Raw genomic sequence first — 16090 nt, 5'->3', positions numbered from 1 at the left:
TTGATCTGTGCCGGTTGCCAGCCGGATCAACTCTTGGATGTCCAAGGCGACGGTACCCGGGGTGATCCGCGCCCGCGGCTCACGCTAATCCGGCGATTCGCGGAAGTCCAAGTCCTGGCATACGAGCGAAACACCGCCTGCTCCCGCGAAGTCGAGATCTACCTCCCAATCTCCGTCCGCACCGCGCTTCACCTCGCCATCCCATGATAGCGCGTAGCCGCTATTGACGTCGAACTCGAGTTCAATCCGTAGCTTCCGGGCCCAACGACAGACTACGTTCAGCCTTCGGTCCGTTGGCGGTACAAGCAGGTGCAAGACGATATCTCGCCCCTCCTCGATCCAGGAGATGCCGGTTAGGCTGATGTCGCCCCAGTTCATCTGAGCGACTTCCTCATCCGTCGTATCACTGTTCATCCTCGTTCCTTTTGGCCTTGCTCGCAGGGCGCAGTCACGTTGCTGTGAGTCTGGGATCACCTGATGCATTCTCCCTCGGACAGCACGCTTTTGATAGGTCGTCTCGAGCAACGGCGCGGCGGCGATGGCCACGGTTGCGATCGTGTTCTGGTTGACGATTGCTGTCCAGCCGCAGAGAACGGCGCCCGGCGGAGTTCCTGCGTCTTTCGTCGGCGGAGCCCGACTGCTCATTTGTCCAAGTTGAACGAATGCAGAGGTACAAGACCTTCGGGCAGGGGTTTCCGAACACGGTCGTGGCCGAGCACACGCCTTTCGACAGCCAGGTTCGGGCAGGGATCAAGCCGGTTCCCTCACGAACAGCGCTCCTCCGGCCGACGCAACCGACCACGACGCCGTCGACTCTGGCTCGCCAGCGACGCTCAAGATCCAAGCGGTATCTCCGTCGTCGAGATTCGCCGAGGCCGTAAGAACGCGGCCATTCTGGAAGCGAATCGAAAGTGCACCGCTAGCAACATCGACGGATTCGACGTTCGCGCCCTCCGTCCACCGCAGATGTGCGAGCTCCCAAGCTTGCACGGGTTCGTCAGGCTCGATTGCGTTCGGCGGAGCAATGCGCGCGACGTGCTCGCGCCACTGATCGTCTTCGCCGAACCTCCACGTTCCATGAAGCACGAGCTCTACTTCCGCCGGAAGCTTCTTACCCGCAAACGTGCCCGGCGTTGAGCGAGAGAAGCGCAAAGTAAACTGAGTCGAGAACGAGAACGCGGCGAACCCTGAGCCCTCGAGGAGGGCTCGAGCAACTTGCTCGCCCGCTTCACTGTCTTCGATCGTCTTCATCGTCACTTCACCTTGCCTCGCTACACAGGATGCCGCCGCCTACTTCGAGTCTTCCGGCTGGTACGTGGAGAAAGGGCCCCGACAATGGGCATCACCAGATAGCTCACGACAATCGCGGAAAAACCGATGGCTCCGACGAGTAGAGGCGTTGCAAGTCGATCGCCGGGCTGCACGACCCATTCGAGCAAGACAGCCAACCCAAGTAGGACGACCTCGACCAAACGGCATGAGCGAAATTCCTGATTTGTCGCCGTCACGCCTCCGTTTCGCCAGGGTGAAGGCTGCGGCGATGTTCCAGAGCAACTTAGCCCCCAGTGGCGCGAGCGCTAGATATTCGAATATCAGCAGCATGTGTACTTCGGCGGACGATTCGCTGACAGAAGAGACCCTTGAACCCACTCGGCCGCGTTCGGCATCGGCTCCCGCGCTGCTGTCGGGCAGCAGCTGGGTCGAGGCCGCTGCGCCGCGCCCTGCGTCCCGTTGACCGGCGCGCCGTTGACACGCTTGCGGTACAGCTCGAAGCTGCCCAGGTAGATGCGCTCTTCGGTCGTCGCTCCCGCGTGCTCCACATACTTGCGGACCCGCTGCCCGCCCGCGTACTGGAAGTACACCTCCTGCGACCCCACCGTGCACTGATGCAGCTGGTCGAGCTCGTCCCATGCCATCGCCGACATGTGCGGCATCGCGGTGAAGTTGCCGTGCTCGTCGTGCGGGTAGGTGTGGCTGTACGTGGCCGTGTTCGTGTAGAGCGCCCCGGCCGAGTCCCCGGGGGCGCTGGTGCCCACGAGCCGGTTGCCGTCTTCGCGGTACTGGTACCGACGCGTCCAGCCCGTCCCGCTCGCCGGCGCGTGGACGACCGTCTCGAGGTTGCCCACGGCGTCGTACGTGTAGCTCTGCGTGTACCGCCGCAGCGCGTTGGGGTCGTTCGCCATCGGCACCGCGCTGCTGACTGGCAGCAGCTGCGTCGAGCTCCGCTGCGCCGTGCCCTGCGTGGCGTGCTCGCGGCCGGTCGCCTCGACCAGCCGGTAGAGCGCGTCGTAGGTGTAGCTGTTCGCGGCCTCGACGATCGCGTTTTGGAAATAGACCGTCTGCTGCGCGTCGTCGCGGATGTCCGTGACGTTGCCGACTGGATCGTGGTGATAGTGGAGACCCTGCAGCTTCTTGCTGTCGCTCGCGCGGGTGGTCTCGATCGCGCGCAGGCGGAAGTTCAGCGGGTCGTAGGTGTAGCTGGTCGTCGTCGAGTTGGCGGCGTGGGTGATCGACTCTCGCCGGCCGCGGACGTCGTACGTGATCTCCGCGACCACGGGCGTCGACGTGAGCGCGCCGCGGTGCTTGCAGTCGACGGTCTTCAGCGCGCCGCGCTGGTTGTAGGTGTAGGCGACCTCCGAGCCGTCGGGCGAGATCGCGGTGAGCACCCGGCCGAGCGCGTCGTGGGTGCTCGACGACGTGTACACGGTCGTCTCGAGCGAGGGCGCGGCGGCGGTCGCCATGGTTGCGATAGTGTTCTGGTTGGCGATCGCTGTCTAGTCGGCGAGACCGGCGCCCGGCGAGACTTCTGCGTAGGTCGTCGCTATCGCTGACCTTGGCTACCATCGGCGCGTGCTCGACAAGCCGACGACCGTCAAGCGGAGCGAGCGCCACCGCGCGACTGCTCATTTGTATAAGATGGACGAATATGAAGGTACACCTTTCGGCAGGCATCACTTGGCTCACGCGGATCCGCGACTTGTTTCTTGCCGACACCAACTCGGGCGTCAGCCATAGCGTTTGACCAGTTTTGAATAGCTCCCCCCAGGGGTGTTCCAGCGTGCAGGATCGCATGGAAGTGCGAGGAGCGCGTCTACGACTTCCCGAGGTGGCATGTATTGATGGTCCCTGATGTAGTGCAGGAGCAGGCTTGGCGCGATGTACACCGTCTCGCTGACCGTGGAGGGAATCCAAATCTCTGACATTCCGAGCAGCGTGCGCTTTCCGTCTATATCTGTGTAGATGTCCCTGTCCCCACAAAAGGGGCACCCATGTACGCCTCGCATCGCGTTGAGATGCAAAGGAATGGCTGACTCGATCCTCGCTATGGCCTGAGCAGGAATCGACCCCTTGAGGAAAGGTACGTCCCGGTCGACCCACCCCACGTTGAGAAGCGATGCCTTCGACTGGAGTTTGGTGTAGCTATACTTGCTGAGGTCACTATATCGCATGTAGAAGCCTCATCAAAGCCTCGTTACCCGGCATGCTGCCCAGTCGAGATCGCCCATGTTGGGTACAAGTAAATCCGATAGTGGGGTCGGAGTTGCCACTGTGATCGAGTTCTGTCGAATCTTCAAACCGTCCGGTGGCTTTAGCGTGTAGTTTGGGACCCGGTCGCCGGGGAAGAACTTATACCGGCGTAGGCCAAATCGGGATCCCCGTTCGACACGGCGCCCGGCACGGTCAGTCAGCGACTTCCCATGCTTGCTGTAGAACGTGAGTGAAGTCCCTTCGGGTACGGTGACATTGCCCGCGCCCAACCTCAACTCGCCATGGCCGGCGAACGCGCGCCCGGATCCACCTGGATAGAGGGCTTTGGCATATGCATGTCCCGCATTGGTGACCGCGGGGCGGACCGGCGACACAGCACCTCCCGCGGCCGAGGCCGCGGCGCCCCGTGAAGCCGCTGCTTCGCGCCCTGCGGTCCGGACCGCGGCCCGCTCTGCGGCAGCACCTCCCGCGACTGACTCGCCACGCGTTGCCTGCGCGACGGCACGTCGCGTTCGCGCCGCTCGGACGGTCGCGTTCGTAGCGCGAGTTGTGAGCCGAGCAGTCGCCGCGGCCGGATTCGCCACAATGCTCAGGCTGAGCGCGCCTTCGCCAACGTCGATCGCCGCGTCGGCTCCAGCCTCGACGTCGCCCTTCGCCGCGGCTTCCTGATAGTCGTCGATGGCGACAATTCCCTTGTCAATGGAACTGAGGAAGCCCTCCGCAAGTGAAGCGCCGATCTGCAGTCGACCCGACTCGGTCGAGATCGCGGACTGAAGTTCGTTAGCAAGAGTACCGACTGCTAGGCCGGCATCGTCGGCGTTGTCGTAGAGTTCTTTGCCAGCCTCGAGCGCCTCCACCGTGGCGTCAACGGCCCGCTCACGAAGCTCGATGGCGACCCCGAGGTGATACCCAAGACGATCGCGCCAGCTCCGTTCGGCTGGAGTGGTGTCGCCGGAGCCTGGGAACAAATGTCCGACAATGTCGGCTGGACTGAGGGGCTGTGTCTGGACGGTGATCTCGACGGGCGCGTCGGTCTCCGGGACCCAAATCGTCGGCTCATCTTCGTTCGTTCCTGCGACATCCGTCATCTGAACGGGCGAGCCGTTCACGTAGGCAAAGCGATTGATGCCGCCACTCAGACCGATAGGATCGCTCGCCGTCCACCGCCCCAACCACGGCGCATAATACCGCGCCGTGTGGTACCCAAGCCCCGTCTCTTCGTCCCGCTCCATCCCCGTGTAGCGGTACCGCTTCGCCGGTACGTCGATCTGGCTGTCGACCAGCCGATACGCGCTCGTGCCGTAGGGGTGGTACTCCTCGTACGAGATCACCGCCCCCGTCTCGCTGACCTCCGTCGCCGCTGAGCCGAGGTGGTTGCTCAGCTGAAACCGCCAGATCCCCGTCGGGCTCCCAACGACGTCGCCGTCGTCCACCGTGTGCGTCTCGACCAGCAAGATCCGCCCGGTGTCGTCGCTGACGTGCAGCGACTCCCACTCCTCCTTCAGCGTCCCGTTGACCAGCGCGCCGTTGACACGCTTGCGGTACAGCTCGAAGCTACCCAGGTAGATGCGCTCTTCGGTCGTCGCTCCCGCGTGCTCCACATACTTGCGGACCCGCTGCCCGCCCGCGAACTGGAAGTACACCTCCTGCGACCCCACCGTGCAGTGGTGCAGCTGGTCGAGCTCGTCCCACGCCATCGTCGACATGTGCGGCATCGCGGTGAAGTTGCCGTGCTCGTCGTGCGGGTAGGTGTGACTGTACGTTGCCGTGTTCGTGTAGAGCGCCCCGGCCGAGTCGCCGGGGGCGCTGGTGCCCACGAGCCGGTTGCCGTCTTCGCGGTACTGGTACCGCCGCGTCCAGCCCGTCCCGCTCGCCGGCGCGTGGACGACCGTCTCGAGGTTGCCCACGGCGTCGTAGGTGTAGCTCTGCGTGTACCGCCGCAGCGCGTTGGGGTCGTTCGCCATCGGCACCGCGCTGCTGTCCGGCAGCAGCTGCGTCGAGCTCCGCTGCGCCGTGCCCTGCGTGGCGTGCTCGCGGCCGGTCGCCTCGACCAGCCGGTAGAGCGCGTCGTAGGTGTAGCTGTTCGCTGCCTCGACGATCGCGTTCTGGAAATAGACCGTCTGCTGCGCGTCGTCGCGGATGTCCGTGACGTTGCCGACTGGATCATGGTGATAGTGGAGACCCTGCAGCTTCTTGCTGTCGCTCGCGCGGGTGGTCTCGATCGCGCGCAGGCGGAAGTTCAGCGGGTCGTAGCTGTAGCTGGTCGTCGTCGAGTTGGCGGCGTGGGTGATCGACTCTCGCCGGCCGCGGACGTCGTACGTGATCTCCGCGACCACGGGCGTGGACGTGAGCGCGCCGCGGTGCTTGCAGTCGACGGTCTTCAGCGCGCCGCGCTCGTTGTAGGCGTAGGCGACCTCGGAGCCGTCGGGCGAGATCGCGGTCAGGACCCGGCCGAGCGCGTCGTGGGTGCTCGACGACGTGTACACGGTCGTCTCGAGCGAGGGCGCGGCGGCGGTCGCCATGGTTGCGATAGTGTTCTGGTTGGCGATCGCTGTCCAGTCGGTTTTGGCGGTGGGGTCGAGCAGGAGTTGAAGCTCGGACGAGGTGGATTGGCCGCCGCCACTGTAGCTTCGGTAGGCGCGACCACGGTGGTTGGTGGTGTGTGGGCTGGCGAAAGCTTCGCCGTAAATTGTGCGCGAGAGCAGGATCTCGCTGCCGACCGCACGCTGGTGTTCGACGTCAATTAAATTTGCCGGTCAGCGACATTTACATTTGCCGGTGCGGGACTTGCTCACCTCGCCCACGGCGACCACGCGCGCGGGGTAGTTGTCGTTCGAGCCTGGTCGCAGCCCATCCATGATCGTCAGTCTTTCTTCTTGCTCTTGGCCTTCTCGGTCCGGTAGCTCGGCACGTCGAATTCCAGGACCACCGAGTGGTGGACCAGGCGATCGATCGCGGCCGAAGTCGCCATCTTGTTCTTGAAGATCCGATCCCATTCGCTGAAGACCAGGTTGCTCGTCAGCGCGGTCGACCGCCGCTCGTAGCGTTCGGCCAGCAGGGTGAAGAGCACCTCGGCTTCTTCGGGCGACTGGTTCACGTAGCCAATGTCGTCGAGGATCACGAGCTCGAAGTTGTCGAGCTTGCGCAGCTTCCTCGGCAGCACGAGATCCCGCTTGGCGGCGAGCAGCTCCTGGACCAGCGAGTAGGTCGGTGTCCAAAGCACAGAGCGGCCCTGAGACACGAGCACGTGACCGAGGGCCGCGAGCAGGTGGCTCTTGCCGACGCCCGGCAATCCGAAGCCGAGGACATTGATCGCCTCGTCAAGGAAGGCGCCGCTCTCGAGCTCCCGGATCTTGCGGAGCACTGGCTGGCCGAGCCGCTTTTCGTCGAAGGTCTCGAAGGTCTTGCCTTCGGGCAGCTTCGAGGCCCGACGCAGCCGCTGCACACGACGCTCGTGTCGGGCATCCTCCTCGAGACCGAGGACTTCGGCGATCGTCGCCAGCGCTTGGTCATGGCCGGCGGTGACCAAGCGTGGCACGAGTTCCTCAGCCGCGGCCGTCAGCTTGAAACTGCGCAGAAGCTCGCTGATCAGCTCGGCGTGGTTTGCGGTTCGCCTGCTCACGCGGCACCTCCGATTAGGGCGTCGTAGTCCTCGAGCGTCGGGCTCGGTATGTTGATCACCGGCAACTCCGACTCTCGCGGTCGTACCTGCGCCTCGACGGCGGCGTAGTCGAAGCGACCACCACGAGCTTCGAGCAGTCGCACGAGCGCGGCCTCGACATCGGCCTCCATGGTCTTCGCCGACAAGTGCAGGATCCGGACGTACTCGACGTCGGCACGATCTCCGTGCGCGGCCACCAGCGCGTCGTAGGCTCGACGGAAAGTCAGCGTCGGATACAGCTCTTCGCGGAAGCGGTAGTTCGCGAAGGCTCCGGGCTTGCGCACCAGCGACGCGATCACATGGCGAGAGTCGATCCTGTGATTGAGTTCTCCTCGCAGCCGCGGGAAGACCTCGACGAGCTCGTTGCGGTAGCGCAGCTCGATCGTGTTCGGGTACACCCGGATCTCGACCTGGTGGCCGATCAGTCGAGACGGCACCGAGTAGATCCGGCAGCGGACCCTGACCGTGCTCCAGCGTCGGACCTTCGGCGTCTCGACTGTGTAGGTCGGAACCGGCTGAATCGGGAGCGGATCGAGATGAGCGCGCTCTTCGAGCAGTCGGCCTTCGATGTGGCGGTTGTGGTCGTGCTCGAGCGTTCGTTGAACGAAGCACTCGTACTCGGCCGCGCTCTCGAAGTCTTTGCTGCCGCGGAGGATCAGCGCCTGTCGGATCAGGCTCTTGGTGCGCCGATGACGGACCTCCACCGCGCCATTCTCGTGCGCCTTCCTGACGTTGATCCGCCTGACCTTCTTGAAGCCCAAGTGATCACACACGTCACCGAAGCGCTTGTTGAGGCCGCGACCGCGGCCCTTCTGGAGGTCGTGAGTGGCCGCCGACATTTTGTCGAGGACCAGTTGCCGTGGCACGCCTCCGAGCGTCCACAGGGCTCGCTGTAGTCCCTCGACCAGCGCCTCGAAGCTCTCCGAGAACGCGACGCAGGCCCACGTCCACGTGCTCGCAATCAGCACGAACTCGAAGAGCAGGTGCATGAAGGGTTGACCACCGACCGTCACGCCGAGGCTGTTGCCGGAGGTGAAGTCGAGTCCCGCCTCCTTGCCCGGCGGATGCTCCTGCTCGAAGTAAACCCCCTTCTCGGGGCCGCGCAACGCTCGCCAGTCCCGGACGCGTCGCTGCATGGTTCGCAGTTGACCGATCGAGAATCGCTCTGGATCAGCGTCGACGAGCAGCTGCATCAGCGTCTTGGCTTCGAGCTCGGCGCCGGTGTCGGCTTCGAGCAGTGGTTCGATCTTGGCTTCCCAGACGCCCTCAAAGGGGTCCTTGCGAGTTCGCCAGTCACGTGGTGACGCCTCGGTTTGAGACGGCAGCGAGCCCCTCTGCCACTTGCGTGCCGTTCGCACGCTCATCCCGGCCGCTGCTGCGGCGGTCTCCTGTGTTTTGCCTTCGTTCATCTTGCTCCTGAGCAGCCGTACTTGTTCGTCCGTGACCACGCTGTGGGCTCCTGAGCCCCAGCGTCGCACGCGCGATTGGCTGGCCTGCACCGGCAGTTCTAGTTGTCGTCGACCGGCAAAAATAAATGTCGTCGATCACGCTGGACGTAGGCGTCGACGGGGCGACGCAGATCAGCGACGCGAGCGGAACGCCGAGGCGCAGGCGATCGGGATCGCTGATGTCGTGAACGACGGTGACCTCGGAAGCCACGCCCCGACCATCGTCGACATCAGCTAGAAGTCGATGCGGGCGTCGTCGCTGGGGGCGGACCACGATGAAACGTGATTCGTCGATCCCGCCCGAAATTACTCTCGGCGGGATTACTCTCGTGGATCGCTACCTCGAGCGGAGTTATTCGATTGGCCCGATGCGGTAGGAACGGCCTAGCGGCTGGAGACGCGCGGAAGTCCAAGGGCCGAAACCCTCCCGCAGAACCAAGTCGCTACCTCGCCGCCGCAGCACAACCGTCTCCCCATTAAACAGCAAAATCGCATCACTGGGATCGGCGGCCAACACTGCAGCAACACATCGGACCAGCGAGTCTTGCGAGTCAGCCAGCGCGAACTTGTCCAGACGAAAGGTCACTCGTGCTCGAGCGTTGAAAGAAAAATCCTCGCTAACGAACTGTCGAGTCACCTCATTGACGGCCGACACCGTGCCAAGCAGCTTCTCTCCCGAGAATGTGAGGGTGCCAGTAGGTGACATGTCGGATTCATCCCGGATACAGGCACACACGCTCTCCCGAAGGCGCGGGAGAGCGCACTCGGTGTCGATGTATAATGTGTACTCAATGGCCATCGGTTACCTCATGGCCAAAGTCGAGAGACGCTTCCATTCCGAACGACCAACACCTCCACGAGGCCGGGAATCGCCCAGGTTTGGAATTGTTTTGCCAAATCATCCAGTTTAACGGCGCTGTCGTCGAGGTTGAGGACCAGCCGATTGGCCTGCTCGTCCTCCACTTTGCCCAGGACAGTCGACCAAATGTTCCTTGAACTCGCGGTTGTGGGAGCGTAGTTATCATAGATTTCTCCGTTGATACGGTAATCGGGGTTCTTCGGCCCCGATACAGTAGGGTTCTGCACGACATCATAGCCCTTACTCGCCAAAACGTCCGCAGACTCGTTTTCGCGCGTGAGAGCAAGAATGTTCTCGGGTGAGTCGTTCGGGTTAATCGCAGTTCGCGATCCACGTGGCCCAGTTACAGCCGATGCACCATCCGCCGCTTCATCCGCGAAGCGGACATCCGCCACTTCATCCGCGAAGCGGACATTCGAGAAGTTGTCTAGATGTCGGACTACATCCTCCCCAGCAGCCAGCAGCCGCGGCCCCGTTTTGGCGGCTGCCATTATACCGAAGCCAATGCCTCCCGTGACTTCGATACCGGCAGGGAACAATAGTCCTTCGGCCAATTCAGCGGCTGCAGCTGGGTTTGAGTAGGCCCATCGAGCAGCACCAGCGACGTATGGCGCCGCCACTATTGTGCCGTAGACCCCCAGCGTGATCGCTCCTGCGATGTTTACGGCCCTTTCTGCGGTTGCAAACCTGGCAGCCACCGCCTCATCTGCTTGCAACCTCGCCCAGTCCTGTTCCAGCTCGGCCCTGCGGTCAGCGATGTCGCGTTCGCCTGCGTCGATGCCCGCGGCCGTATCGAGCAAGTCCCGGACGAGCACTCGATCTAAATTCGGCTCGGCAAGCCCTTTTGGACCCAACTCCCGGAGTGCCTGCTCATTAGCCGCATCAGCAGCCGCCACCTGGGCCTCGTCTCGCCTAAGCGCAGTCTCACGGCTCCTTAGACTGGCACGCCTATCATTGACGTGGACAACTTGAGCCTCTGGTTCTGCATCTGGGGGACTTGTTCCGGTAGGGTCCGCAAAACGTATTGGGTTGCAATTTGTGTACCCGTATCGATTGACTCCCGCCGATAGCCCGATCGGGTCCGACGCCGTCCATCGCCCCAGCCACGGCGCATAGTATCGCGCCGAGTGATACCCGAGCCCGGTCTCCTCGTCCCGCTCCATTCCCGTATAGCGGTACCGCTTGAGGGGCACGTCGATTTGGCTGTTCTGCAGTCGATACGCGCTGGTCCCGTAGGGGTGGTATTCCTCGTAAGAAATGATCGCCCCCGTCTCCGTCACCTCCGTCGCCGCCGAGCCCAGGTGGTTGCTCAGCTGAAACCGCCAGATCCCCGTCGGGCTCCCAACGACGTCGCCGTCGTCCACCGTGTGCGTCTCGACCAGCAAGATCCGCCCGGTGTCGTCGCTGACGTGCAGCGACTCCCACTCCTCCTTCAGCGTGCCGTTGACCAGCGCGCCGTTGACACGCTTGCGGTACAGCTCGAAGCTGCCCAGGTAGATGCGCTCTTCGGTCGTCGCTCCCGCGTGCTCCACATACTTGCGGACCCGCTGCCCGCCCGCGTACTGGAAGTACACCTCCTGCGACCCCACCGTGCACTGATGCAGCTGGTCGAGCTCGTCCCACGCCATCGCCGACATGTGCGGCATCGCGGTGAAGTTGCCGTGCTCGTCGTGCGGGTAGGTGTGGCTGTACGTGGCCGTGTTCGTGTAGAGCGCCCCGGCCGAGTCCCCGGGGGCGCTGGTGCCCACGAGCCGGTTGCCGTCGGTCCGGTACTGGTACCGCCGCGTCCAGCCCGTCCCGCTCGCCGGCGCGTGGACGACCGTCTCGAGGTTGCCCACGGCGTCGTAGGTGTAGCTCTGCGTGTACCGCCGCAGCGCGTTGGGGTCGTTCGCCATCGGCACCGCGCTGCTGTCCGGCAGCAGCTGCGTCGAACTCCGCTGCGCCGTGCCCTGCGTGGCGTGCTCGCGGCCGGTCGCCTCGACCAGCCGGTAGAGTGCGTCGTACGTGTAGCTGTTCGCTGCCTCGACGATCGCGTTTTGGAAATAGACCGTCTGCTGCGCGTCGTCGCGGATGTCCGTGACGTTGCCGACTGGATCGTGGTGATAGTGGAGACCCTGCAGCTTCTTGCTGTCGCTCGCGCGGGTGGTCTCGATCGCGCGCAGGCGGAAGTTCAGCGGGTCGTAGCTGTAGCTGGTCGTTGTGGAGTTGGCGGCGTGGGTGATCGACTCTCGCCGGCCGCGGACGTCGTACGTGATCTCCGCGACCACGGGCGTCGACGTGAGCGCGCCGCGGTGCTTGCAGTCGACGGTCTTCAGCGCGCCGCGCTGGTTGTAGGTGTACGCGACCTCCGAGCCGTCGGGCGTGATCGCGGTCAGGACCCGGCCGAGCGCGTCGTGGGTGCTCGACGACGTGTACACGGTCGTCTCGAGCGAGGGCGCGGCGGCGGTCGCCATGGTTGCGATAGTGTTCTGGTTGACCAGCACTGTCCAGTCGTTTTTTGCCGTGGGGTCGAGCAACAACTTGAGCTCGGCTGACGTCGGGAGTCCTTTGAAGTCGAACCCGGGCGTGGTCGCTTCGCCGCCGCCGTCGTAGGATCGGTACACACGGCCACGATGGTTGGTGGCCTGCGGGCTTCCGAGCGCTTCACCGTAGATCACCCGTGACAGCAAGATCTCGCTGCCGACCGCGGGCTGGACGTAACCGTCGACAGGCCGCCGCAGGGCATCGTAGGTCACGCGAGCGCACTGGTCCTTGGCATCCCACGCGCGCAGCGGCTCACCGAGGATCGTCGTCAGCGCCTGCCGATCCCCCGCGTCTGCGCTCGTGGTCTCGAGCACCTGACCCAAGATGCCATGCGTTCGCGCTTCGGCGATGTTGCCGCGAGCATCGCTGATCTGCGTGGGCAACCCGCGGATGTCGAGCTCGATCTTTGTCTCGAAGGTGGTCCCGCCGCCGAGATCTTCGATGCCCAAGAACGGCCGACCCAGGCTGTCGAACACCATCTTGCTCGGCGTCTCGCGGTGCTCGTACGCGAGCTCGGCGGCGCGGCGCTCCTTCTGCAGGTAGACGTCGCCGCCGACGTAGCCGATGCGCGCCGTGTACCAGTCGCTGTCAACGACGGTGTCGTTGGCGTCCCACTGCTCGGACTCCCACGGCGTGAAGACGACCTTGGAGAACGTCCCGTCGGGAAAGTCAGTGCGGGTGACCCGACCGATCGCGTCGTAGTGGATCAGCGGGCTGACACCGCGCTCGACGAGCTCGGCCTCGTCCTCATATTCGTGCGTGCTGGAATAGTAGGGCTCGTACTGACGCACGGGGTTGCCCTTGTTGTCGAGGATCGTTCGACCGTTGCCGATCCACCGCAAAACGGGGCTGGTGTCGACGAGCACCGGGTCGCCGTATTGATCGAGGACGAGCTCGCCATATTGGTCGCGCTCCGGCGCGAGGCCAGGTTCGGCCTGCGCCTTGACCATCAACGTCTGCCCGGCACCGCCAAAGTAGCTGTAGCTCTCAATCCAGTCGGTGTTTGGGTCACCGTGGGTCACCCGGACGCGGGACTTGTTGGACGTGGGATTGCCGCTGTCTCGGAACGAGAACAGGTCGTACTCGAAAGTCGAGGTCGGTTCGGCGAGGGTGTCGCCGTCGCTGTCGCCGACCTTGCCCATGATTGCAGATTTCACGACGACGCCGCGAGTGTCGAACGCGACCTGGCCCCGGTTGCCGTTTGGATCAGTGACCTCCCACGCCGTCAGCAAGCGATAGTCGTTTTGGACCGTGACCGCGTTGCCCAGCGGGTCGGTTGCCGAGACGGGCAGCAGCACATGGCTGTCGAAGGTCGAGGCGTAGGTGTTGCCGAATGGGTCGATGAAGGAGGTCGCCACGTAGAACTTGCTGGCGTCGAGCACGGCGCGACCCGACGTGAGCCACAGGCTGCCAGTCCCGGCGCTCTGGCCGGCCTCGTACACGTAGCCGCCTTCGTTCTGCATCAGCGTCAGCGTTGGCGGGTTTGTGAGGCTGCCGAATACGGCGTCGAACTGAACCTCGTCGAGCGCACGCGTGAGCGTGTCGTACGGCAGCGCCCGCACACCGATCTGCCCCTCGGAGAGCATGCCGCTGAGGTCATCCGCGTAGTAGCGGACGCGACTGTGACCGAGCAGGCGCTTCTCCACCGTGTTGGCCGGCGGCGCGTCGTCCTCGGTGTAGGCGACCTCGGTCGCGCCGTCGTAGGCGGTCTTCAGGTCCTCGAACCCGAGTAGACTCAACTCTGGGAGCACGACGCCCACGACCTCGAACGACTTCGACGCGAGCGGGACACCGAGGCGAAGGCGGTCGGGGTCAGTCGTGTCGTGGGTAACCGTAGCCTCCGATGCAACGACGTGGTGAGTCGTCTGCTCGCTGTGTGGCGTGGAGACGCGGCGCGGGTAGACCAGCGAAGCGGACTTGATCGCAGTCCCGAATTCATCAACCTCGAGCACGAAATCGTGGCCGATCCGAGGGTCGGCCGGGTCGCGGTCGTAGGTGTACCCGAGCGACTCCTTCGCGTGGACGTAGAACACAGCGTGGTCGTGCTCGCGCGGGCCACGACCTTGCAGCGCGAGGATCTGAAAGTTGGCCTCGCTGACCGTGTACGGGTGCGGCTCCTCGACCGGGTCCCCATCGAGCGCATAGACCTCACTACGCAGCGTCCGGCCACGAAGCGCCCGAGCAGCCTCGCGCAGCTCAGCGGGCGTCAGCCCCGAGGGCCACGCAGTGTCGGGCAGAGCGTGAGCGTTTGCGTCACCGTCGTAGTACTCGCTAGCAAAGATCCCCGACACGCGATCCCAGCTCACGAAGGCCCCCGTGTGCAGCCACGTCTTGGTGTAGACCGGCGGCTGATGGAGTTTCTCCTCGACCGTGTTCGAGGGCGCGTACTCGAACTCAAACAAGCTCGAGTTCCCGTCCGAGAACGCCTCGAACGACTCGGTGTCCCAGGTCTCGACCATGCCGAAGCCCCGGAACTCGCGCTCGTGCGCGTCGTGGTAGCCGTGGTGATACGCGTAGTAGCGAACGGCCTTTTGCTTGCTGATCTGATCGTGGCTCTCGACGCGATCGACCACCTGCACCGGGTACGGCAGGCAGGTCGCCCATGGTCGGCCCGCCAGGCGGTCGCGCAAGTAGAAAGTTGTGGACGAGGCGTAGCGCGTGCGGGTGACGAGGCCGCGGTTGTTGTCGACCTCGACCAGCAAGTTGGGCTTTTGTGGCCCGACCAGATCGATGTAGCGAAGCTGCAGACCGCGATTGGCCTCGAGCGCGGACGACCAGATCAGGCACGCGGTCCCGCGGCCTTCGAGGTCGATGACGTCGACGTTCGCGGCGGCGTGCCCGGGCGGGAAGCCGGCGAGCTCGTCAGCCGGCGCGAAGCCATTCCCAGCGCGGTTGTAGCGAAGCGTGCAGCCTGTGGCCCCGAGGTAGATCAGATCCGCGGGCCCGGTACCGTCGAGGTCGGCGAGCTTAACCTGCACGGGCGAGAACAGGTCGGGGCGATCGAGGACCCCGACCTTGGGTTTGCACCTTTGGGCAGAGAACACCGCGTGGCCACGGACTGCTCATTTGCCCAATCTGTACAAATATGAAGGTACAGGACCTTCGGGCAGGGATCACCCTCGGTACGCCCGGACAGGACTCGTAGGAAGCCAGCGAACATGACCGCCTCCGGACAGCGAACATTTTCGAACGACTACCAAGGCACAGAACCGTCTCGTGCGGGTACCACTAACCGAAAACCTATATTTCCTCCGCCGTACCTCTTATCGAGGGAAAATCGGCGTGTCGGCCGCGTCTCACATAGCTTCGTGTCCCAGTCACCGCCGCGCAACACTCGCTCGTCGGAACCTGTGCCGCGAGGATCTCGAATCACTCCGAGACTGTAAACCCGTGGCGCATCGTCGCACCACTCCAGCACGTTCCCAAGAAGGTCATAGACACCGAACCTATTTGGCTTCTTTCCTCGCACTGGATGGGTCCCACGAGGCCCATACCGCCTCTTGGAATTAGATGGCCCAGGCGCAACATACTCAACGCCGGCAAGGTCGAAGTCGGCGGCGCTATTTTCATGAACCCAAGCAGCCTCTTCAATGCAGCCATCCAAGTGCCCACATGTATACTCCCACTCCGCCTCAGTAGGCAAGCGACAAGAGAAGCCCGAGACGTGGGCCCTGAGTTTTCGAATGAACTCCTGGACCAGATCCCATGACACGCTTTCGACAGGCCGGTCCGGTGCCCGGAAGTGACTCGGTTCCCGCCCCATCACGGCTTTCCAGAGGCCCTGCGTACATGGAACATCCTCGACCCAAAACCCAGCTGAGAGTATGACTGTATGCGAAGGAACCTCCACTAAGTACGCCCGCTCCGTCCCATCATCATCAAGACCCATGGTGAAGGAACCAGGAGGAACCCAACGATACCGCGTCGACTCGGCGCAGATGACTATTTCAATCCACAAGCCGTAGCGGTCAGTCCCGCATGAGGAACAGGCCCATGCAACACAGTCCAGTGGGGAGGCGTCACCAGTACGGTCCTCGAGCCACCGTTTCAGGTGCTGTACGCAGTTTGCTCCGCGGAAGGTCTTCGTCTGATTCGTCATTACTCTTGCTC

General features: G+C 63.7%; 10 protein-coding genes. All 10 read right to left on the bottom strand.

Translation table 11 applies throughout. The features are described from left to right. Window positions 1-84: 84 nt before the first annotated feature. The 10 genes from ENSA7_RS42560 to ENSA7_RS46195 all read right to left on the bottom strand — a co-directional run bounded on the left by ENSA7_RS42560 (window position 85) and on the right by ENSA7_RS46195 (window position 16079). Window positions 85-645 carry a hypothetical protein gene (locus ENSA7_RS42560; protein WP_146158201.1) on the bottom strand — a complete coding sequence of 187 codons (561 nt, stop codon included), beginning with the start codon at window positions 643-645 and terminating at the stop codon, window positions 85-87. A gap of 105 nt (window positions 646-750) precedes the next feature. Beyond that, window positions 751-1251 carry a hypothetical protein gene (locus ENSA7_RS27585; protein WP_146158200.1) on the bottom strand — a complete coding sequence of 167 codons (501 nt, stop codon included), beginning with the start codon at window positions 1249-1251 and terminating at the stop codon, window positions 751-753. 341 nt (window positions 1252-1592) lie between these two features. Further along, entirely contained in the window at window positions 1593-2741 is a 1149-nt protein-coding gene (locus ENSA7_RS27580) for an RHS repeat protein (RefSeq protein ID WP_106092349.1), read from the bottom strand. A gap of 264 nt (window positions 2742-3005) precedes the next feature. Then, window positions 3006-3449: a DUF7919 family protein gene (locus ENSA7_RS46355; protein WP_443655665.1), complete on the bottom strand. Its 444-nt coding sequence runs from the start codon at window positions 3447-3449 to the stop codon at window positions 3006-3008. Between the two features lie 12 nt (window positions 3450-3461). After that, window positions 3462-5825, bottom strand: coding sequence for an RHS repeat-associated core domain-containing protein (locus ENSA7_RS27575; protein WP_244923930.1), 2364 nt, complete (start codon window positions 5823-5825; stop codon window positions 3462-3464). Window positions 5826-6352: 527 nt separating this feature from the next. Continuing rightward, window positions 6353-7111 carry an IS21-like element helper ATPase IstB gene (istB, locus tag ENSA7_RS44260; protein ID WP_181234176.1) on the bottom strand — a complete coding sequence of 253 codons (759 nt, stop codon included), beginning with the start codon at window positions 7109-7111 and terminating at the stop codon, window positions 6353-6355. Then, on the bottom strand, window positions 7108-8559 hold the full coding sequence (istA, locus tag ENSA7_RS27565) for an IS21 family transposase (protein WP_146158199.1): 1452 nt from the start codon (window positions 8557-8559) through the stop codon (window positions 7108-7110). The genes istB and istA overlap by 4 nt, the downstream gene beginning before the upstream one ends. 391 nt (window positions 8560-8950) lie before the next feature. Continuing rightward, window positions 8951-9397 (bottom strand): SitI3 family protein, encoded by a 447-nt coding sequence (locus ENSA7_RS46200; protein ID WP_106092346.1) that lies wholly within the window; start codon window positions 9395-9397, stop codon window positions 8951-8953. An 8-nt stretch (window positions 9398-9405) separates the two neighbouring features. Beyond that, window positions 9406-14958, bottom strand: coding sequence for a toxin TcdB middle/C-terminal domain-containing protein (locus ENSA7_RS27555; protein ID WP_181234175.1), 5553 nt, complete (start codon window positions 14956-14958; stop codon window positions 9406-9408). 215 nt (window positions 14959-15173) lie between these two features. Further along, window positions 15174-16079, bottom strand: a complete 906-nt coding sequence (locus ENSA7_RS46195; protein WP_106092344.1) for a formylglycine-generating enzyme family protein — start codon at window positions 16077-16079, stop codon at window positions 15174-15176. Window positions 16080-16090: the final 11 nt, after the last annotated feature.

The organism is Enhygromyxa salina, from assembly GCF_002994635.1.
Classification (GTDB): Bacteria; Myxococcota_A; Polyangia; order Nannocystales; family Nannocystaceae; genus Plesiocystis; species Plesiocystis salina_B.
The sequence above is the reverse complement of the archived record's forward strand: the minus strand, read 5'-3'. Positions and strand labels throughout refer to the sequence as shown.